16 protein-coding genes and 1 pseudogene are annotated in these 18,955 nt (G+C 70.1%); 12 read left to right on the forward strand and 5 right to left on the reverse strand.

Annotated features, from left to right (window positions below; genetic code table 11):
• Positions 1 to 120 precede the first annotated feature (120 nt).
• The 4 genes from SH922_RS28035 to SH922_RS28050 all read left to right on the forward strand — a co-directional run bounded on the left by SH922_RS28035 (position 121) and on the right by SH922_RS28050 (position 4,105).
• Complete coding sequence (locus SH922_RS28035; protein ID WP_393060656.1) at positions 121 to 888, forward strand: enoyl-CoA hydratase/isomerase family protein; 768 nt, start codon at positions 121 to 123, stop codon at positions 886 to 888.
• Between the two features lie 251 nt (positions 889 to 1,139).
• Positions 1,140 to 1,655 (forward strand): ATP-binding protein, encoded by a 516-nt coding sequence (locus tag SH922_RS28040; protein ID WP_393060658.1) that lies wholly within the window; start codon positions 1,140 to 1,142, stop codon positions 1,653 to 1,655.
• 450 nt (positions 1,656 to 2,105) lie between these two features.
• Positions 2,106 to 2,912 (forward strand): polysaccharide deacetylase family protein, encoded by an 807-nt coding sequence (locus SH922_RS28045; protein WP_393060660.1) that lies wholly within the window; start codon positions 2,106 to 2,108, stop codon positions 2,910 to 2,912.
• A complete protein-coding gene (locus SH922_RS28050; RefSeq protein ID WP_393060662.1) occupies positions 2,912 to 4,105 on the forward strand; it encodes a beta-propeller fold lactonase family protein in 1,194 nt (397 codons plus the stop codon). The genes SH922_RS28045 and SH922_RS28050 overlap by 1 nt, the downstream gene beginning before the upstream one ends.
• A gap of 93 nt (positions 4,106 to 4,198) precedes the next feature.
• Here SH922_RS28050 and SH922_RS28055 read toward each other — a convergent pair whose 3' ends face one another.
• Entirely contained in the window at positions 4,199 to 4,837 is a 639-nt protein-coding gene (locus SH922_RS28055) for a GNAT family N-acetyltransferase (protein WP_393060664.1), read from the reverse strand.
• 143 nt (positions 4,838 to 4,980) lie between these two features.
• Between SH922_RS28055 and SH922_RS28060 the strand changes: the two genes are divergently transcribed.
• On the forward strand, positions 4,981 to 5,196 hold the full coding sequence (locus SH922_RS28060; RefSeq protein ID WP_326738861.1) for an EF-hand domain-containing protein: 216 nt from the start codon (positions 4,981 to 4,983) through the stop codon (positions 5,194 to 5,196).
• Positions 5,197 to 5,266: 70 nt separating this feature from the next.
• Here SH922_RS28060 and SH922_RS28065 read toward each other — a convergent pair whose 3' ends face one another.
• Entirely contained in the window at positions 5,267 to 5,677 is a 411-nt protein-coding gene (locus tag SH922_RS28065) for an STAS domain-containing protein (protein WP_393060666.1), read from the reverse strand.
• Positions 5,678 to 6,060: 383 nt separating this feature from the next.
• Positions 6,061 to 7,398 carry an SGNH/GDSL hydrolase family protein gene (locus tag SH922_RS28070; protein WP_393060668.1) on the reverse strand — a complete coding sequence of 446 codons (1,338 nt, stop codon included), beginning with the start codon at positions 7,396 to 7,398 and terminating at the stop codon, positions 6,061 to 6,063.
• Positions 7,399 to 7,755: 357 nt separating this feature from the next.
• On the opposite strand from SH922_RS28070, the gene SH922_RS28075 reads away from it, so the two are divergent.
• The 4 genes and pseudogenes from SH922_RS28075 (at position 7,756) to rfbH (ending at position 11,931) form a co-directional block, all read left to right on the forward strand.
• Positions 7,756 to 8,694 carry a beta-ketoacyl-ACP synthase III gene (locus SH922_RS28075; protein ID WP_393060670.1) on the forward strand — a complete coding sequence of 313 codons (939 nt, stop codon included), beginning with the start codon at positions 7,756 to 7,758 and terminating at the stop codon, positions 8,692 to 8,694.
• 868 nt (positions 8,695 to 9,562) lie between these two features.
• Entirely contained in the window at positions 9,563 to 9,697 is a 135-nt protein-coding gene (locus tag SH922_RS28080; RefSeq protein ID WP_393060672.1) for a hypothetical protein, read from the forward strand.
• Positions 9,694 to 10,590 (forward strand): NAD-dependent epimerase/dehydratase family protein, encoded by an 897-nt coding sequence (locus tag SH922_RS28085; RefSeq protein WP_393060674.1) that lies wholly within the window; start codon positions 9,694 to 9,696, stop codon positions 10,588 to 10,590. Before SH922_RS28080 ends, SH922_RS28085 begins: the two co-directional genes overlap by 4 nt.
• 32 nt (positions 10,591 to 10,622) lie before the next feature.
• Positions 10,623 to 11,931 (forward strand): annotated as a pseudogene (rfbH, locus tag SH922_RS28090) (lipopolysaccharide biosynthesis protein RfbH).
• 509 nt (positions 11,932 to 12,440) lie between these two features.
• Here rfbH and SH922_RS28095 read toward each other — a convergent pair.
• On the reverse strand, positions 12,441 to 13,658 hold the full coding sequence (locus SH922_RS28095) for a cytochrome P450 (protein ID WP_393060676.1): 1,218 nt from the start codon (positions 13,656 to 13,658) through the stop codon (positions 12,441 to 12,443).
• 28 nt (positions 13,659 to 13,686) lie between these two features.
• Positions 13,687 to 14,835 carry an acyltransferase family protein gene (locus tag SH922_RS28100; RefSeq protein ID WP_393060679.1) on the reverse strand — a complete coding sequence of 383 codons (1,149 nt, stop codon included), beginning with the start codon at positions 14,833 to 14,835 and terminating at the stop codon, positions 13,687 to 13,689.
• A gap of 435 nt (positions 14,836 to 15,270) precedes the next feature.
• On the opposite strand from SH922_RS28100, the gene SH922_RS28105 reads away from it, so the two are divergent.
• The 3 genes from SH922_RS28105 (at position 15,271) to SH922_RS28115 (ending at position 18,929) form a co-directional block, all read left to right on the forward strand.
• Positions 15,271 to 16,224: a nitroreductase/quinone reductase family protein gene (locus tag SH922_RS28105; protein WP_393060681.1), complete on the forward strand. Its 954-nt coding sequence runs from the start codon at positions 15,271 to 15,273 to the stop codon at positions 16,222 to 16,224.
• A gap of 237 nt (positions 16,225 to 16,461) precedes the next feature.
• Positions 16,462 to 17,727 carry a beta-ketoacyl-[acyl-carrier-protein] synthase family protein gene (locus SH922_RS28110; protein ID WP_350990911.1) on the forward strand — a complete coding sequence of 422 codons (1,266 nt, stop codon included), beginning with the start codon at positions 16,462 to 16,464 and terminating at the stop codon, positions 17,725 to 17,727.
• Entirely contained in the window at positions 17,724 to 18,929 is a 1,206-nt protein-coding gene (locus SH922_RS28115; RefSeq protein WP_393060683.1) for a ketosynthase chain-length factor, read from the forward strand. The genes SH922_RS28110 and SH922_RS28115 overlap by 4 nt, the downstream gene beginning before the upstream one ends.
• The last annotated feature ends 26 nt before the right edge of the window (positions 18,930 to 18,955 follow it).

Consider the following 18,955-nt stretch of genomic DNA (forward strand, 5'->3'; position numbering starts at 1 on the left):
ACTGCCGCACGCCGCGGCCCGGGACAACGGACCCGGGCCGCGCGGGCTTTCGGGCTGTGACGAACGGCACCGGGCCCGGCCCTGTCCGGCCCGGCGTTAGCGCCGGTTAACCTGCCTCCCATGACCGTAACCCTTGAAGTGAGCGGCGGCGTCGGCACGATCCGGCTGGACCGTCCGCCGATGAACGCCCTGGACATCGCCACCCAGGACCGGCTGCGCGAGCTCGCCGAAGAGGCGTCCCGGCGCGACGACGTGCGTGCCGTGGTGCTCTACGGCGGCGAGAAGGTGTTCGCGGCCGGCGCGGACATCAAGGAGATGCAGGCGATGGACCACCCGGTGATGGTCGTACGGTCCAAGGCGCTGCAGGACTCCTTCACCGCGGTGGCCCGGATCCCCAAGCCGGTCGTCGCAGCCGTCACCGGCTACGCGCTCGGCGGCGGCTGCGAGCTGGCCCTCTGCGCGGACTTCCGGATCGCCGGCGACAACGCCAAGCTGGGGCAGCCGGAGATCATGCTCGGGCTCATCCCGGGCGCGGGCGGCACTCAGCGCCTCGCCCGGCTGGTCGGCCCCGCCAAGGCGAAGGACCTGATCTTCACCGGCCGTCATGTGAGGGCCGAGGAGGCCTTGACCATGGGGCTGGTGGACCGGGTGGTGCCCGCAGCCGAGGTGTACGAGCAGGCGCACGCCTGGGCCGCCAAGCTGGCGAAGGGCCCCGCGCTCGCGCTGCGCGCCGCCAAGGAGGCCGTCGACGCCGGACTGGAGACGGACATCGACACCGGTCTCACGATCGAGCGGACCTGGTTCGCCGGCCTCTTCGCCACCGAGGACCGGGAGCGCGGAATGCGCAGCTTTGTAGAGGAGGGTCCGGGCAAGGCCAAGTTCCTCTGACCGAACGCCAGTTGGGAACGTCCGGGCGTGCGTTCATCCGTGTGGGCGGATTAGCTGAGCCTTAAGGCAACCTTAAGGCTCAGCCTCCCGTCCGTTCCGGCAAACCCGTTCGGGCAGGGTATCCATGCAGGTCGGCGTGGGTATCGGGTGCGGCATTCTGCCAGCGGCATATGCCTCCAGCCCTCTACGGAATGCCTGATTCCGGGTCAGGGATTCCGCGGGAACGGCCACGGAGCGACTGCTGTGCAGCCATGATGGTGTCCATGGCGGGCCTGGAGGGTGTGGAGCAGCCGCGACAGCGCAGTAGCGCGACAGCGGCACGGAGAGTGCCGGCCGTCGATGACGAACAGGCGTTCAAGGCGCTGGAGTTGTTCGGAAATCCGACGGAGGATGAAGTGCGGCTGCCCTCCCGCCCGGAGTCCGCCGCAACCGCCCGCAGGCTCACCTCCTGCGTGGTGCTGCGGCAGTGGGCGCTTTCCCCGCAGACTGCCGAGTATGCCGTTCTGCTCGTGTCCGAACTCGTCGGGAACGCCGTGCGGCACACCGGTGCCAGGGTCTTCGGGCTGCGGATGATGCGGCGCCGCGGTTGGATCAGGATCGAGGTGCGCGACCCCTCGCGCGGGCTGCCGTGCCTGATGCCCGTCCAGGAGATGGACATCAGTGGGCGCGGGCTCTTCCTGGTCGACAAGCTCTCCGACCGGTGGGGCGTGGACCTGCTGCCGCGTGGCAAGACCACCTGGTTCGAGATGCGGATCTCCGACCGCTGACCCGGTGGCCCCGCTGCTCGCGGAAGCGCGGGAGTCCCTGGATGTGCGGATGTCCTCGGATGCACGGAGCCCCCGGCGCGCAGAAGCCCCCGGATCGGCCGTGGTGCGGCGCTTCGGGGGCTTCTGTGTGGGGGCCGTGAAATGGGGGGTGTGTTCACGGCCGCTTGTGACGACCTGGCCCGGGTCAATGGGGGTCGCGTCCCCGACTATGGCAGACGGACGACTCCAGCACCAAAGTCGCAATATGCGCACTACGTGTTGAATCTGGACATTCCTTCAATGAATCATAGGTGTGTTAGGTCACTCACCTTGAAAACAGTGCATATGCATGGCATTCCTCGGGTGATTCATTGATCGCCCAAAGTGTGGGCGTGCGCATCCGTGTGACCTTCGCCAGCCACTATGGGTCAATTGTCATTTTCCTGACATATCACCCTTAGTGTTCTGCGCATGAACGCCCCCGACAGACCGGTGCACCGCCGCAGCGCCCTGCGCGCAGGAGCCGGGGCCGCCCTCACGGCCGCCCTCGCCACCGGCTGTGCGGACCCGGACGCCACCGGTACACCGGCGAAGCCCCTCAGCCACCCGGCACAGAAGAGGCAGGCCGCCACCACCGGCGCGCACGCACCCGCACCCGCACCGCACCGCATCGCCGGGCAGCCCGTGCAGATCGACCACGGCCCCCGCGACCGGGCACGCGTCGCCCTCACCTTCCACGGTCAGGGCGACCCCGCCGTCGCCCGGACCGTCCTGGGAGAGGCCGAGCGTGCAGGGGCGAGGGTCACCGTCCTCGCCGTCGGCAGCTGGCTGGACGAGCACCCCGAGATGGCCCGCCGGATCCTCGACGGCGGCCACGACCTCGGCAACCACACCCAGCATCACGTCGACATCTCGTCGATGGACGAGACACGGGCGTACGCGGAGATCACCGGCTGCGCCCAGCGGCTGCGCCGGCTCACCGGCTCCATCGGTACCTGGTTCCGGCCTTCCCGCACCCGGTACGCCACCCCGCTCGTCCAGCGGCTCGCGGTCCGGGCCGGATACCCGCACGTCCTCTCGTACGACGTGGACTCCCTCGACTTCACCTCGCCCGGTGCCGCGGCCGTCACACGCAAGGTGGCCGGGGAGATCCGCAACGGATCGGTGGTGAGCCTGCACTTCGGCTATGCGGACACGGTCGCCGCGCTGCCCCTCCTCCTCACCGAACTCGACCGCCGCCAACTGCGTGCGGTGACGACCACGGAGCTGCTGACCTGATGTCTCCCTCCACCACCCGCACCGCGGCCCTCCTCGGGGGCGTCCTGCTCGCCGTCCTCACAGGCTGCGGCACCCCGCCCGCGGACAGGGGTGCGTCGGACGCCCCCACCGAGGCCGCCGCCCCGCCCGCCCGGCCCAAGCGCGTCACCCCGCCCGCGCCGCCGGGCCTGCCCGGGATGCCTCCGGTGCTCGACGCCAGGAACGTGTACGCGGCCGACGCGCCGGGGAAACTGTCGCCGGCCGTCAAGGACTTCCCGTCCCGCGTCTACGTGCCCAACACCAACTCCGACACCGTCTCGGTGATCGATCCCGCCACGTACAAGGTCATCGAGACGATCCCGGTCGGCCGTCAGCCGCAGCACGTCGTCCCGTCGTGGGACCTGAAGACGCTCTGGGTCAACAACGATGTCGGCGACAGCCTCACCGCCATCGACCCGGCGACCGGGAAGGCGGGGAAGACGGTCGACGTCTCCGACCCGTACAACCTCTACTTCACGCCGAACGGCAAGTACGCCATCGTGATGGCCTCGATGGACCGCGAACTGGTCTTCCGCGACGCGCACACCATGAAGACGGCCAAAGCCGTCCCGGTGAGCTGCGCGGGCGTCAACCACGCCGACTTCTCCGCGGACGGCCGGTACTTCATCGTCTCCTGCGAGTTCTCCGGCGAACTGCTCAAGGTCGACACGGCGAAGATGAAGGTCGTGGGCCAGCAGAAGCTGCCGTCCCAGGGCGCCATGCCGCAGGACGTCAAGCTGTCACCCGACGGAAGTACCTTCTACATCGCGGACATGGTGGCCAACGGCGTGTGGGTGCTGGACGGGGAGAAGTTCAGCACGCCGGAACTGCTGCCCACCGGCAAGGGCTGCCACGGGCTCTACGTCAGCCGCGACGCCAAGGAGATGTACATCTCCAACCGCGGTGAGGGCTCGGTCTCCGTGTTCGACTTCGCACAGAAGAAGCTGGCGAAGAAGTGGCACCTGCCGAACGGCGGCAGCCCGGACATGGGCGGGGTCTCGGCGGACGGGAAGGTCCTGTGGCTGTCCGGGCGTTACAACGCGGAGGTGTACGCCATCGACACCACCACAGGCAAGCAGCTGGCCCGGATCCCGGTGGGCAGCGGCCCGCACGGCCTCGCCGTCTATCCGCAGCCGGGCCGCTACTCGCTCGGCCACACGGGCGTCTTCCGCTGAGCCGCTACTGGCTCGGCCGCGCCGGCGTCCGCCGCTGAGCCGCTCGCGTACCGTGCGGGCCGCCGGCCGCTTCCCGCGTGGGCGGCCGGTGGTTCACCCCGCGATCAGCAGGGCCTCCGAGCCCACCGGCCGGTATCCCGCCGCCTGGAACGTCCGCACACTGCGGGCGTTCCCCGGCGACTGCTGGGCCCACACCACCGAGTCCGGCACCAGATGGCGGGCCGCCCGGGCCAGGCGCTCGCCGAGCCGTTGCCCGCGCGCCTCCTCGGACACCTCGACCGAGGTCTCCCAGCGCCCCGCCACACCGCGTCCGAGGATCACCACACCGCCCTCGGCTCCCCACACCCGCACCTCGTCACGGAACCTCATCGCCCGTGCCACCCGAGGGTGTCCGGGGTCGCGGATCTCCCGCAGCTCCAGCTCCGGTGCGCCCGGCAGCGCGGGCGCGACCGTGAGCAGATCGGTCGTGTTCATGTACCGGCCGGTGCGGGCCAGCAGGGCACTCAGGAACGGCGGACTCATGGTCGCGGCGAGCGGGTCGCCAGGGCTGGCGGCCAGCATGTCGTGCACCCACCGCGGGTCCTCGTCGGTGAAGACCACCGAGTGCGCGGTGAACGCCAGCACCCCGGCATCGCGTTCGCTCGGCTGCCTCACCACGGTCGTGGAACCGTCCGGCGGCGGGAACCGCCCCTGCGCCGCGGCGTCCAGGATCCGTGCCAGTGCCTCGCTCATCGCGCCTTGCGCTCCCCGCTCGGGTCACCGGCCACCGGGCGGTGGCCGGCCCACCCCATGATCGACGACCGGCCGCCGCGAGGGCCATCCGTCGCGCCCGTTAATCTGACCTCCGTCAGACAGTCATACGAAGGGGCGGAAAAGTGGCGGACATCGAGTCGGCGCGCAAGGCATTCGAGCGGTTCGACCTGAACAGCGACGGGCTGATCTCGGCTGTCGAGTACAAGAGCGTCATGGCTCAGCTGGGTGACCCCTACGTCACCGAGACGGTCGCACAGGCCGTGATCAACTCCCACGACGCGAACGGGGACGGGCTCCTCACGTTCGACGAGTTCTGGGCCGCGCAGAACAAGGGCTGACGGCCGGGGTCCCCCGGCCGGCGGGCCGGGGGCCGCGGGACGGTGCTCGGGGACGGGCGCCCCGCCCCGCTCAGGAGCCGGCAGGAGACACGGGCTCCGCCGTGCGGAAGACCTCGTCCGGGGTGGCCACCGGACAGAACAGGTCGTGCAGCCGGCCGGCCCGCAGCAGGCGCAGGATCCGAGGGCAGCCGCAGACGAGCCAGAACCGCCCCTTGCGGTCCAACACGCGCCGGCGGGCCCGGCACAGCAACGTCAGTCCCGAGCAGTCGAGGAAACTCACCTCCGTCAGGTCGACCACCAGCTGGGGTGAGCCGTCCGATGTCGCCCCGTCCAGGGCCGGTGCGATGAGCGCGGCGGTCGCGAGGTCGATCTCGTCGCGCAGCGCCACCACCGTGCGGCCTTCCCTGCGGTACACCCGGCCGCACGGCTCGGGCAGCGGGGCCGGTACGGAGGGTGCCGTGGGGGCCGGCGTCTCGGTCATTGGTGCCTCTCCTCGCGGCGCCGGGCCCGCAGGACGTACCAGGAGCCCGCATGACGGCCGGTGGGGGACGGTCGGTGAGGTGACAGTCGGTGAACCTAACCCGAGGGTCCGCCAGGGAGTGGCGCAGAAACGTTCGAGCTTTCTCCAATGCCTTCTTCCGGGTGAACGTCCGCTGTCCACCGTGGACAGGAGTGGGTGATTTGTACGGTTATCGGTGAGGTAGGGGTGGGCGGTGCCGTGCTCACCGTCGTCCACTCGGCGTCCGGCTCGGGCCGCGATCGTGCGACAACCGCGGGATCGGCCGTGAGTCCTGCTGCCGTATCAACCGACGGACGGCCCGCGCTCCCCTCGTGGGGGGTGCGCGGGCCGCCTTTGCGTGCCGGTCAGTTGTAGCCGAAGCCCGCGGGGAGCGGGGACGGCCAGAACAGGCGGGCGGGGACGGCTTCGGCCAGGATCCGGTAGCCCGCGGGGTTGAGATGGAGGTGGTCGCCGACGTCCACCGAGGCGCGGAGCGCACGGGGGTTCTCCGGATCACGGACGGTCCGGTCGAAGTCGATCACCCCGTCGAAGCGGCCGCCGGTGCGGATCCAGGTGTTGACCTTCTGCCGGGCCCCCTCGCGGTAGCCGTCCGGGTCGTCGTACCCGGTGTTGCCGCCGAAGGGGGTCAGCGTCGCTCCGTACACGCGGATCCCCAGCGCGTGGGCCCGGGTGATGATCTGGCCGTACGCCGCGATGACGTCGTCCGCCGCCTGCTTCTGGGCGGCTGGTTCCGCGGCCGCCGTCCCGATGTCGTTGACGCCCTCGAAGACGATCAGCCGGTCGACACCGCTCTGGGCCAGCACGTCGCGGTCCAGCCTGGCCAGGCCGTTCGGGCCCAGACCGTCGTTGAGCAGGCGGTTCCCGCCGGCCGCCTGATTGACGACCGAGGTCCGCACCGCGCCCCCGCCGGCCGCCAGCCGCTGCTGGAGCACGTCCGGCCAGCGGTCGTTCCCGTTGGTGGTGGACCCCCGGCCGTCGGTCAGCGAGTCGCCGAGCACGGCCGTCGCCGAGGTGGTGCTGCTGGACCAGGCCTCGACGCCGCTGAGGAAGTACCAGTGGTCGGTGGTGGCCGCACCGGGGAGATCCGGGTCCTGGACGTGATCCCCGGACCGGAGGTACGAGGTCGTACGGGAGCCGGGGTGCGAGGTGATGGCGGTGGACGCCTGCCCGGTGGCCAGGTAGACCGTCGCCGTCAGGTTGGAGCCGGGTGCGAGGCGGAAGTCCAGAGGATCGGAGACGGCCTGCGAGCCGGCGGGGACGGTCACCGACGCGCTGCCCCCGAAGGTCACCGAGCGCGTGGTCCCCTCCCTGATGGCGCCCGTACCGGCGCGGCCGTCGAGCGGCAGCGCCACGGACACCTTGGTGAGCGGCAGCACCGCCCCGCCGAACGCGTTGGAGAACCGCAGTCGGATGTGGTCGCCGCCCGCCGAGACGTGGACGGTCTGCCGCAGCGTGGTGTCCGTCAGGACGGAGTCGTCCTGGGTGAACGGTGCCGGCGGCATGTTGGACGGCTCCGTCAGCTGCGGCATCGACGTCCAAGCGGCGACCCAGTGCGCGTTCCGTTCCTTGGGTCCGGGTGCGTGGTCCGCCCCCGCCGTGTCGCCGGCCCCGAGCGCCGGCGACACGGCGGCGAGGAGCGCCCCGGCGGTGATCAGGCTGATGAGAGAGGTTCTTCGGTTCATGGATGTGTTCCCTCTGTGCGGTGGGGAAACGGGGTGAAGCGCAAAGCGTCCACGTACGCGGACGGCATCCCCATCCATGCGCCCGCCGGACCACGCGGCACGCTAGTCCTTCCGATAATTGCGGTCAATCATTCGAAATGTTTCGGTCGAATGGATCGGCGGGGACGCGACACCAGGTCGCTCACAAGATCGACGAACCGGGCCATTCCCATGCATCCGATGCCTCTGGCCGACATAGCGCGATGAACTGGGGGCTTTTTCTGTCCGGAATGACGGGCAAGGCAGCACGGTTCCACGAGGTAGTGCAACGATGCGGGCGAAGAAGAGGTCTCTCGCGGATTCGAAGGAGCAGTAACAGTGACAGGGTCACGCGTGGTCAGCATGGGCCACTACCAACCCCCGAAGGTCCTGACGAACGACGATCTGGCCCAGCGGATCGAGACCAGCGACGAATGGATCCGCAGCCGCGTAGGCATCGAGACGCGGCATGTGGCCGGGCCCGACGAGACCGTTGACTTCATGGCCGCACAGGCGGGCAAGAACGCGCTGGACCGCGGTGGCGTCGCCCCCGACGACATCGACCTGGTCCTCGTGGCGACCTGCACCGCCATCGACCGCTCTCCCAACACCGCGGCCCGTGTCGCCGCCCAGCTGGGTATCCTCGGCGCGGCCACGCTGGACATCAACGTCGCCTGTTCGGGCTTCTCCCACGCGCTGGCCACCGCCGACCACACCATCAAGGCGGGCTCCGCGACCCGGGCCCTGGTGATCGGCTCCGAGAAACTGAGCGACTTCACCGACTGGGACGACCGCACCACCTGTGTGCTGATCGGCGACGGCGCCGGCGCGGCCGTGGTCGAGGCGGCCCCCGAGGCGCAGATCAGCCCCGTCGTGTGGGGGGCGGTCCCGGAGCTGAGCAACGCGGTGCGCATCGAAGGCGTGGGCGGCACGTTCCAGCAGGAGGGGCAGTCGGTCTACCGCTGGGCCACCACCCAGCTTCCGGCCATCGCCCGCAGCGTCTGCGACAAGGCCGGGGTGGCGCCGGAGGAGCTCGGCGCGGTGGTGCTTCACCAGGCGAACCTCCGCATCATCGAGGCGTTCGTGAAGCGGCTCGGGGCCGGTAACGCGTACATCGCCCGCGATGTCGTCGAGTCCGGCAACACCTCGGCAGCCAGCATCCCGCTGGCGCTGTCCAAGGCGCTGGAGCGGGGTGACATCCCCTCCGGCGCGCCGGCCCTGCTGTTCGGGTTCGGCGGTGGTCTGGCCTACGCGGGCCAGGTCATCCGCTGCCCCTGAGAGGCGGCGCCGACGTGACGTGAGACCCGGCGTCCACCGCACGGAGGTCGTGGTGGGCGGTGCTTCGCCGACCGGAGGCCGCCCCCGTGGCGCCGCGCCGACGACCGGTGGTGCTGCCGCACTCGGCGGCAGGCCCCACCGCACCGGCCGACGTCCTGGGACCGGTGCACCATGACGCGGAGACCGTTCCGTCCGGGCACGGCCTCGGCGCGCTGCTCGACCTTCACGTCGCCGGGGTCCTCGGCGGCTCCTGCAAGGCCCCGGTGACCGGCGCGCAGGTCCCGGGGCCTGCTGGGAAGCCGCCGTGCCGTCGTCCTGGCCCGCGGTCGGGCCGGCGGGCGCGACGGGGACCGGCGGCCTGCCGGCACGGTGGACCGAGGCCAGGTTTCACGGCGCCCGTGGCGAGGCCCTCCGGCCCGGTCCGGGGCCTCCCGCTCGGATCGTGCCGCGCTCGCGGGGTCCGGCACACCGGACCCCGCTTCATGCTCCTGCCTGCTCCAGACGAAAGGCCCTAGCGCCCGTCGAGCGGCAGTTGAGCCGACGCACCTAGCTTCCCGGTGTGAAGCCGAACCGTAGAGACCCCCTGGAAACCGGCGTCGCCGGCGGTGCGGTCACACTCCCTCCGCCGGGCCGTGCCCTTCTGGCGGCGCCGGAGGCCGGGCCGCCGGGGCCGGGCGCACCAGCCCTTGCCGGGGTTCCGCATGGGCCAGCAAGCGATCGCACCGGCCCCGGGCCGGGGTGCGGATCGAGTATGTCCGGGCCCGCGCAGCCGCCGGCATTCCGGCAGCCGTGCGGTGACGTGCGAGACGACGTGAGCCGCCCTCCCGGCCGTGCTCTCCCGGTGAATCCGCCGGAGGACGCCGCACCCATGAGAAAGGACCCTCGTATGGAGGTGCTCGTGTTGTCGGGCGGGGCGGGGAGCCGCCCGCACGCCACGGAGACGTCGGTCCGCCCCGCCGCGTACGGCGGGGGCCTCGGCAGGCGCCCGGGCGGTGCCCGGTGAACATCGTCGTGCTGGGTGCCGGCGGCTTCCTGGGCACGCACATCTGCCGGGCACTGACGGAAGCGGGCGACCGGGTGGTCACCCTTCCCGCCGGCTTCGACCTGGTGACGGCCGGGCCCGAAAGGATCGCGGCGTTCGTCGCCGGAGCCGACGCGGTCGTCAACGCCGCGGGCCGGGCCTGGAAGGCCGATGAGCCTCAGATGCACACCGGCAACGTCGAGCTCCCTCTCCGCGTCATACGCGCGCTGGCCCTGCTGGACCGGCGGCCCACCCTCGTGCAGCTGGGCAGCAGTCATGAGTACGGTCCCGGAACCAGCGGCTCGGGCACCCACGAGAGCACCGAGCCCGCGCCGGTCACGCCGTACGGACGTACCAAGCTTCTCGGCGCGCGGGCTGTGCTCGACGCGGCCCGGGAAGGCGCGCAGCCCGGGGTGGTGCTGCGCATCGCGAACGTCTGCGGTCCCGGCACGCCCCCCGGCAGCCTGCTGGGCTCGGTGGCGGGCCGGCTGGTGCGGCTCGCCCACGACCCGGGCCCGACCGGGGTCCCCGCAGAGTTGCGGCTGCCGCCGCTGCACGCCTGGCGTGACTTCGTGGACGTACGCGATGTCGCCGACGCCGTCCTGTGCACCGTCCGGGCCGATGGCGCCGAGGTCGCGGGCCAGGTGATCAACATCGGCAGTGGCGCGGCCGTCCACACCCGGGACCTGGTCAGCCGGCTGATCGCGGTCAGCGGGCTGCCCGTCCGGGTCGTCGAGGAGGCCCCGGCCGGCGGACAGGCGCGCGTCGACACGGAATGGCAGCAACTGGATGTCTCGCGCGCCGCCAAGGTGCTCGGCTGGGAGCCACGCCGCTCCCTCGACCAATCGCTGCGGGATCTGCTCGCGGCCGCATGACCACCCATCAGCACGGCAGGAAGGAAGCGGAGATGAGCGACCACAGGGCGCTGGTGCTGGACGAGGTCCGCAAGTACCACCAGGAGCGGGAGGAGGGCGTTTCGGGCTTCGTGCCCGGCGTCACCGAGATCTGGCCGTCCGGCGCGGTACTGGACGAGGAGGACCGGGTGGCGCTCGTCGAGGCCGCTCTGGAGATGCGGATCGCGGCCGGTCGCAGCTCACGCAAGTTCGAGTCGGCCTTCGCGCGCAAGCTCAAGCGCCGAAAGGCACATCTGACCAACTCGGGGTCATCGGCCAACCTGCTCGCCGTCTCCGCGCTGACCTCCCATCTGCTGGAGGACCGGCGCCTTCGGCCGGGCGACGAGGTCATCACCGTGGCCGCGGGATTCCCCACCACGGTGAACCCGATCCTGCAGAACGGGCTGGTCCCGGTCTTCGTCGACGTGGAGCTCGGCACGTACAACACCACTGCCGAGCGAGTGGCGCAGGCGATCGGCCCCAAGACCCGGGCGATCATCATCGCGCATGCACCTCGGCAACCCCTTCGAGGTGGCCGAGATCGCCGAACTCGCCGCTGAGCACGAGCTGTTCCTCATCGAGGACAACTGCGACGCGGTCGGCTCGACGTACGACGGCCAACTCACGGGGACCTTCGGCGACTTCTCGACCGTCAGCTTCTACCCGGCCCACCACCTGACGATGGGCGAGGGCGGCTGCGTCCTCACATCGAACCTGGCCCTGGCCCGGATCGTGGAGTCGCTGCGGGACTGGGGCCGGGACTGCTGGTGCGAGCCGGGTGAGAACGACAAGTGCCTCAAGCGCTTCCAGTACCAGATGGGCACGTTGCCGATGGGCTACGACCACAAGTACATCTTCTCGCACGTCGGGTACAACCTGAAGGCCACCGACATCCAGGCCGCCCTGGGACTCAGCCAGTTGACCAAGCTGGACGGATTCGTGGCGGCCCGCAAACGCAACTGGCAGCGGCTGCGCGACGGGCTGCAGGACGTGCCGCACCTGGTGCTGCCCGAGGCGACGCCCCGCAGTGACCCGAGCTGGTTCGGATTCGTGCTGACCGTCGCCCCCGACGCCCCCTTCACCCGGGCGACGCTGGTCGACTTCCTGGAGAACCGCAAGATCGGCACCCGGCGGCTCTTCGCCGGGAACCTCACTCGCCACCCGGCCTACATCAACAAGCCGTACCGGGCCGTCGGCGACCTCACCAACAGCGACATCATCACCGAGCAGACCTTCTGGATCGGCGTCTATCCCGGCCTCACCGACGAGATGCTCGACTACGTCATCGCCTCGGTGAAGGAGTTCGTGCAGGCGCGGGGCTGAGAACCGCGGCAGGGCCCTCGGCCCGGCCGTACCCACGCAAGGACAGCGGTCCGGCCCCAGGCCGGACCGCTTCGCCGGGTTCGGGACCGGACAGGTATCCGGCTCCGGGAACATCCAGGGGCGTCCAGCGACATCCATGGGCATCCGGGGGCTGAGCGGAGCGGCCGGAGATGCCGGCGCCGGCTCGGCAGCGCAGCGGCACCGTGCCGATGCGCTGCCGCGCCGGCTCGGCAGGGCCACCGTGCCGATGCGCTGCACGCGTGTCGACAGGCTTGCCGCCTTCTGTGCATGCTCTGTTCTGCGTGCACGGACGGCGTACGAGGACAGGGCCTGCCGGGGCGGGGCCATGCCGGCCGACGGCACACGGGCCACCGTCAGCCGTCCGAGGCAGCCCGCGTACCCGGCCGGAGCCCCCGCTGCGGAGCCACGAAGTGGGCAACGGGGGCGACATACGCGAACGACGCGCCGAGGGCGTGGTGTGCCCTCAACGCGTCGTTCGGGTTCCTCCGTCAGCCGGCCTGGGGATGCCAGGCGACCGGGAGGCGGCGCGGGCCGCGGATCAACGCGGTGTCCTCACGCCAGGGCACCTCGGCCACGGGTACAGCCAGGTGCAGTCGGGGGAACTCGCGCAGCAGTGTCGCGAGTGCGACCCGGATCTCGGTCCGGGCCAGTTGGGCACCGAGGCAGAAGTGCGGGCCGAAGCCGAAGGCCAGGTGCGGATTGTGCTTCCGGTCGAGGTCGAGAACGTCCGGATCGGTGAACACCTTGCCGTCGAAGTTGGCCGAGACCATCGCGGGAAAGACCGCTTCCCCCTTGCACACGGTCACGTCCCCCAACGACACGTCCTCGGTGGCGACCCTGGGCAGGGACTCGCTGCCGCCCAGCGGAACGAACCGCAGCAGTTCCTCGACCGCGGTGTCGAACCGGTCCGGACGCGCCGCCAGATCCGCCCACAGCCCGTCGACGAGCAGGGTGTGGACGAAGTTGGCGATCGCGTTGGCCGTGGTCTCGTGTCCCGCGGCCAGGATGGTCATACCGAGGGTGACCAGCTCTTCCTCGGTCAGCCGTCCCTCGTCCTCGTCGCGCGCGGCGATGAGTTCGGAGAGCAGGTCGTCCTGCGGCTCGGCGCGGTGGCGGGCGACGTGTTCGGCGAGATAGGACATCAGCGCGGTGGCGGCGTCCTGGATGTCCTGGGCGGCGACTCCGGTGCCGCTGAACATCAGCTCGGAGAACCGCTGGAAGAAGTGGCGGTCCGCGGCCGGCACGCCCAGCATCTCGCAGATCACGGTGATCGGGAGCGGCATCGTGAACGACTCGACCAGATCCACCGGGGAACCGGCCGCCCGCATGCCCGCGACGAGTTCGTCGACGAGCTCCTCGATGCGGGGCCGCCACAGCTCCACATTCCGGCGCGAGAACGCCCCCGACACCAGCTTGCGAATCCGGGAGTGCTCCGGCTGGTCCAGCGAGAGGATGTCACCGCCCGGATTCAGCCATTCCTTCGTCCGGGGGATGTCTGCCTGAACGGTGGCCGCCCGGGAGAACCGGGAGTCGCCGAGCACCGTCTTGACGTCGGCCTGCCGGGTCACCAGCCAGCCTTCACCGCCGTACGGAAGTTCCACCCGCTGCACCGGACACTTCGCCCGCAGGCCGGCGAACTCCGGCGGGACGTCCAGCCGGTGGCTGTCGGGGAAGGGGAACTTCATCACCTGGTCCGGATCGGTCACAGGAGCTCCTCGGTCAGTCGGGGGACGGTCAGGCGGCCGGTACGGGGTCGGGGGCCGGTTTGCGGCGCGCGGAGCCGAACCGGCGCATGACCGGCCGTTCCACCGCGAGGAACATGGCGACACCGACAAGCTGGGTGATCACGAAGAGCACGACCACGATGAGGAGGCCGGTCCCCACACCGAACTGCTTGCCGTCGCCGACCACGTGCCGGGTCAGTGCGAGCAGGGGGAAGTGCACCAGGTAGGCGGCGTACGAGGCGTTCCCCAGCAGCACCATGAACTTGTTGTCCAGCCAGCTCGGCCGGTTGTCCAGATCACGCATGGCGATGGCGGGGACGAACAGGCACAGACCGATGGTGAGCAGACCGCTGGCGCGGAACGTCTCGGGCAGCTGGAACATCAGCCAGCACAGGCCGACCGTGAGGAGCACCGGCAGCCAGATGCTCATCCGGGGCCAGTTTCCGGTCTGGACGATGCGTGCGAGGAAGACGCCCAGCAGGAACTCGGGCATCCGGGAGAGCGGGAAGAAGTCGGTGTAGTAGATCTGGTCCCAGGACAGGCTCTGGCCCGGTGCGAGCGGTCCGTCCAGGAAGAAGTGCGTGAGGGTGGGGATGGCGACGATCACCACGGCGCACAGGGTGAACCAGTGCCAAAGGCGCTTGTCGGCGATGCGCAGGATCGGGCGTATCAGCAGCGGCAGCGCCAGGTAGAACACGATCTCGACGGAGACCGACCAGTTCACGCCGTACACGCTGAAGACGTACGGCATCTGGGGAATCCAGTCCTGCACCAGGAACAGATTGGCGACCGCGGGGCCGGCCTCGGTCTGCTCCCAGGAGCCGATCATCGCCATCGGGCCCACGGCGAACAGCATCAGCAGGGTGGCAGCCCAGACGATCATGTGACCGGGGTAGATCTTGACCACGCGGCGCCGCCAGAAGCGGCCGATCGTGCTGCGCCACGGCTCACCCCAGGTGAGCACGAAGCCGCTGAGCACGAAGAAGGTGGCCAGGGCGCCCGTGCCGTAGGGGAGCTGGGTGCCGGCCTTGTTGATCGACTGGTCGGCGAAGAAGTAGCCCGCGCCGAGAGCATGGGTGACGAACACGGCGACGAACAGGATGGCGCGGTAGCCGGTCAGAGAGGGCAGCTGGCGGATCGGTGGAGACGCACTGGTCATGTTCCAGCTCCTGGAATGGGTTGGGGAGTCGGCGCCCGACGCCGGATCGGCCCGAAAGCTATGGGCGGCCGCTAGGGGCAGACTCGAGATCCGGCCCAACTCCGGCTCAACTCCGGTACGCAGCCGGGGCGTACGTGCTCGCAGGGCGGCGTACGTGCTTGGGCGGGGCGTTGCGTACTGGCTCGAACGTGTCACGTTGCCCGCTCGGAGGGGCGGTGCTACGGTTTTCTCCGAGCCCCGTATGGGCCTACGCATGGAGGTAGCGGCTACTCAGCCATTACAGAGATCGGCATGGTCCGTCTCTCGCAGCTTGTCAATCCCTGACCTGGGATTGCTGCGCCCATCTTCACTGCGTAGGCGTGCGGGGTATTTCTGTGTCGATTTCCGGTTGCGTGGCCCGCCTTCTGTCGTCAATCGACTTCGGGAAGGTAGTGCATGAGCAAGGAACAGGCCGAGACCTGGGAAGCGCAGTCCGAGACCTGGGCGGGCTTCGACGTCAATGAGTTCCAGCGTCAGGTCATCGCCGAGTTTCGGGCGAACAACGGAAAGATGAGCGGGATGTTCGAGGGCTGGACATTGGCTGTGCTGACCACCGTCGGAGCCAGGACCGGTCAGCGCCGGGAGAGCATCCTGGGGTACCTCGAATTCGACGGAAAGGGGATTGTCGTCGCGTCTTCGAACGGCGCCGACAAGCACCCCGCGTGGTACCACAACATCCGCAAGAACCCGATTGTGACGGTGGAGACCGGCACCGACACCTATCAGGCGATCGCCGCCATTCCGCCCGGTGAGGAGCGCGACAAGCTCTTCGACCGGGTGATCGCGGAGGCGCCGGGGTACGCCGACCACCAGGCCAAGACGACCAGGGAGATTCCCGTCGTCGTCCTGAACAGGATCGGTCCCAAGCCCGGCGAGGAGCGGGTCAAGGGCATGGGGGACTGGATCGTCGAGGTGCACGACTGGCTGCGGGGAGAGCTGGAGACGCTGCGTACGCAGGCGGACCAGTTGATCGAGGGCAGCGCGGACACGATCGAGCGGATGCCGCCGGACCTCGCCCAGCAGATGCGCACCCACTGCCTCAGCTTCTGCGGAGCGCTGAGCAGGCACCACGGTGGCGAGGACGCGGCCATGTTCCCGATGCTGGCCAAGCAGTTCCCGGCGCTCGCTCCGGCGCTCGGGCAGCTCGGTGAGGAGCACAAGGTGGTGGCGCGGCTGCAGGACGACATCCAGCAGCTCGTCGACGGCTTCGTCCCCGGTGAGTCCGACCCGGTGCGGCTCCGTGCGGATCTGGAGCGGCTGGCGAACCAGCTCGAGTCCCACTTCAGGTACGAGGAGGAGACGATCGTGACGGCGCTCAACGCCACGGCCCCTGCTCCGAACTACGGCTGATCGGTCACCAGCGCCCCCGGGCCGGATCCTTCCCCGGCCCGGGGGTGCTGCCGTGCGTGGGGAAGAGGCGTGCCGCGGCCGGGGAATCCCGCTTCCGGGGTTCTCGATAGCAGGCGTTGAGTTGTCCTCAAGCGGGGGTTGCCAACCTGAGCCGAGGAAGATGCTCGGCGTTCTCCTCGGGGGACCGCAAAGGCTCGCAGCGTGAGTTCTTCCCAGAATCCAGGAAGGAACTTTTATATGTCCTGTCGCGTCGTGATTACGGGAATCGGGGTGCGAGCGCCAGGGGCATCCGGAACAAAAGAGTTCTGGGACCTGTTGAGCTCTGGCCGCACCGCGACTCGTCGGATCAGTTTCTTCGATCCCTCGCCCTACCGGTCCCAAGTGGCCGGCGAATGTGACTTCGACCCCGAACTCGAAGGCCTGACCGCCCGGGAGATCCGGCGCATGGACAGGGTCGCCCAGTTCGCCGCGGTGTGCACCGACGACGCCGTCGCGGACAGCGGGCTCGTGCTGGACTCCCTCGATCCCCACCGGGTCGGTGTCAGCCTCGGCAGCGCTGTGGCGGCATCCACCAGCCTGGACCGCGAATACCAGATCCTGTCCGATGCGGGCAAGCGGTGGAACGTGGACTCCGGGTACCTGTCGCCGCACATGTTCGACTACCTCACCCCCGGTGTGATGCCGGCCGAGGTGGCGTGGCGGGTCGGGGCCGAAGGGCCGGTGGCGATGGTCTCCAACGGCTGCACGTCAGGGCTCGACGCGGTCGGCAACGCGGTCCAGACGATCCGCGAGGGCGCGGCCGACGTCATGATCGCCGGAGCCGCGGACACCCCGGTCACCCCGATCGTCGTGGCCTGCTTCGACGCGATCAAGGCCACCACCACGTACAACGACGACCCCGAGCACGCCTCCCGGCCCTTCGACGCGACCCGCAACGGCTTCGTACTCGCCGAGGGCTGCGCCATGTTCGTCCTGGAGAGTTACGAGCGGGCCACCGCCCGCGGCGCGCACATCTACGCCGAGGTCAGCGGCTACGCCACGCGCAGCAACGCGTACCACATGACCGGTCTGAAGAGGGACGGCCGCGAGATGGCCGAGGCCATCGGCGCGGTGCTCGACCAGTCGAGGACGAACCCCGACGCCCTCGACTACATCAACGCCCACGGCTCGGGCACCAAGCAGAACGACTGGCACGAGACCGCCGCGTTGAAGCGCAGTCTCGGCGAGCACGCGTACGGGACACCGGTCAGCTCGATCAAGTCGATGGTCGGGCACTCGCTGGGCGCGATCGGGTCGATCGAGATCGCGGCAAGTCTGCTCGCGATCGAGAACAACGTGGTGCCCCCCACCGCGAACCTGCACCAGGCCGACCCGGACTGCGACCTCGACTACGTGCCGGTGGTCGCCCGCGAGCAGCGGGTGGACACCGTACTGAGCGTGGGCAGTGGGTTCGGCGGATTCCAGAGCGCGATACTGCTGAAGCAGCCGGGAGGAGCGGAATGACCACGGCTGTAGTGACCGGCCTCGGCGTGGTGGCCCCCAACGGGCTGGGCATCGAGGAGTTCTGGAAGTCCACACTGGACGGCCGCAGCGGCATCGCGGCGATCACCCGGTTCGACGCTTCCGAGTACGGAGCCGAACTGGCGGGCCAGGTGACGGACTTCGAAGCCGCCTGGCCGACACCCGCCAAGCTGCTTCCGCAGACCGACGTCTCCACCCGGTTCGCACTCGCGGCCGCCGAGTGGGCGCTGTCCGACGCCGCAGTGGACCCGTCCGCCCTGGTCGACTACGACATGGGTGTGGTGACGGCCAACGCCTTCGGCGGCTTCGAGTTCACGCACCGGGAGCTCAGCAAGCTGTGGTCCAAGGGCGGGCAGCATGTGAGCGTCTACGAGTCGTTCGCCTGGTTCTACGCCGTCAACACCGGCCAGATCTCCATCAGGCACGGGTTGCGTGGGCCGAGCAAGGCCCTGGTGGCCGAGCAGGCGGGCGGACTGGACGCGATCGGGCACGCCCGGCGCACGCTCCGGGACGGCACCGGCCTGGTCGTCACCGGAGGGGTGGATTCGGCACTCGACCCGTGGGGCTGGGCGTCCCAGCTGTCCGGCGGACGGGTGAGTCCCACCGCCTACCGGCCGTTCGACGTGCACGCGAACGGCTACCTGCCGGGTGAGGGCGGCGCGATCCTCGTGGTCGAGGACGTCGACGCGGCCCGCCGGCGTGGAGTCGGCCGGATCTACGGAGAGATCGCGGGGTACGCGACGACCTTCGACCCGGCTCCCGGCTCCCCGCGCCCGCCGGGGCTGCGCCGGGCCGTCGAACTGGCCCTGGCCGATGCGGGACTCGCACCGGGCGACGTCGACGTGGTCTTCGCCGACGCAGCCGGTGTTCCCGAACTGGACCGGCAGGAGGCCGAGGCGATCGCCGGGGTCTTCGGCCCGTCCGGTGTGCCGGTGACCGCGCCCAAGACGCTGACCGGCCGGCTCTACTCGGGGGGCGGACCGCTCGACGTGGTCGCGGCCCTGCTGTCCGTCCGGGACGGCGTGATCCCCGCGACGGCCGGCGTCGTCGACCTTCCCGACGACCACCCGATCGACCTGGTGCGCGGGGAACCGCGCTACCGGACCGTGTCGAACGCCCTCGTTCTGGCCCGTGGCAAGTGGGGCTTCAACGCGGCGATCGTCGTACGTGCCCACAACGGCTGAAACCCCCCTATCTCTAAGGAAATCAC

Source organism: Streptomyces sp. LN549 (assembly GCF_043203805.1).
Lineage (GTDB): Bacteria > Actinomycetota > Actinomycetes > Streptomycetales > Streptomycetaceae > Streptomyces.

Excerpts from the sequence above, each read along its gene's own strand:
- SH922_RS28110 (WP_350990911.1), top strand. The coding sequence starts at position 16,462 with ATGTCCTGTCGCGTCGTGATTACGGGAATCGGGGTGCGAGCGCCAGGG.
- SH922_RS28065 (WP_393060666.1), bottom strand. The coding sequence starts at position 5,677 with ATGACCGAGACGCCGGCCCCCACGGCACCCTCCGTACCGGCCCCGCTG.
- SH922_RS28105 (WP_393060681.1), top strand. The coding sequence starts at position 15,271 with ATGAGCAAGGAACAGGCCGAGACCTGGGAAGCGCAGTCCGAGACCTGG.
- SH922_RS28045 (WP_393060660.1), top strand. The coding sequence starts at position 2,106 with ATGAACGCCCCCGACAGACCGGTGCACCGCCGCAGCGCCCTGCGCGCA.
- SH922_RS28080 (WP_393060672.1), top strand. The coding sequence starts at position 9,563 with ATGAGAAAGGACCCTCGTATGGAGGTGCTCGTGTTGTCGGGCGGGGCG.
- SH922_RS28070 (WP_393060668.1), bottom strand. The coding sequence starts at position 7,398 with ATGAACCGAAGAACCTCTCTCATCAGCCTGATCACCGCCGGGGCGCTC.
- SH922_RS28115 (WP_393060683.1), top strand. The coding sequence starts at position 17,724 with ATGACCACGGCTGTAGTGACCGGCCTCGGCGTGGTGGCCCCCAACGGG.
- SH922_RS28100 (WP_393060679.1), bottom strand. The coding sequence starts at position 14,835 with ATGACCAGTGCGTCTCCACCGATCCGCCAGCTGCCCTCTCTGACCGGC.
- SH922_RS28035 (WP_393060656.1), top strand. The coding sequence starts at position 121 with ATGACCGTAACCCTTGAAGTGAGCGGCGGCGTCGGCACGATCCGGCTG.
- SH922_RS28055 (WP_393060664.1), bottom strand. The coding sequence starts at position 4,837 with ATGAGCGAGGCACTGGCACGGATCCTGGACGCCGCGGCGCAGGGGCGG.
- SH922_RS28040 (WP_393060658.1), top strand. The coding sequence starts at position 1,140 with ATGATGGTGTCCATGGCGGGCCTGGAGGGTGTGGAGCAGCCGCGACAG.
- SH922_RS28050 (WP_393060662.1), top strand. The coding sequence starts at position 2,912 with ATGTCTCCCTCCACCACCCGCACCGCGGCCCTCCTCGGGGGCGTCCTG.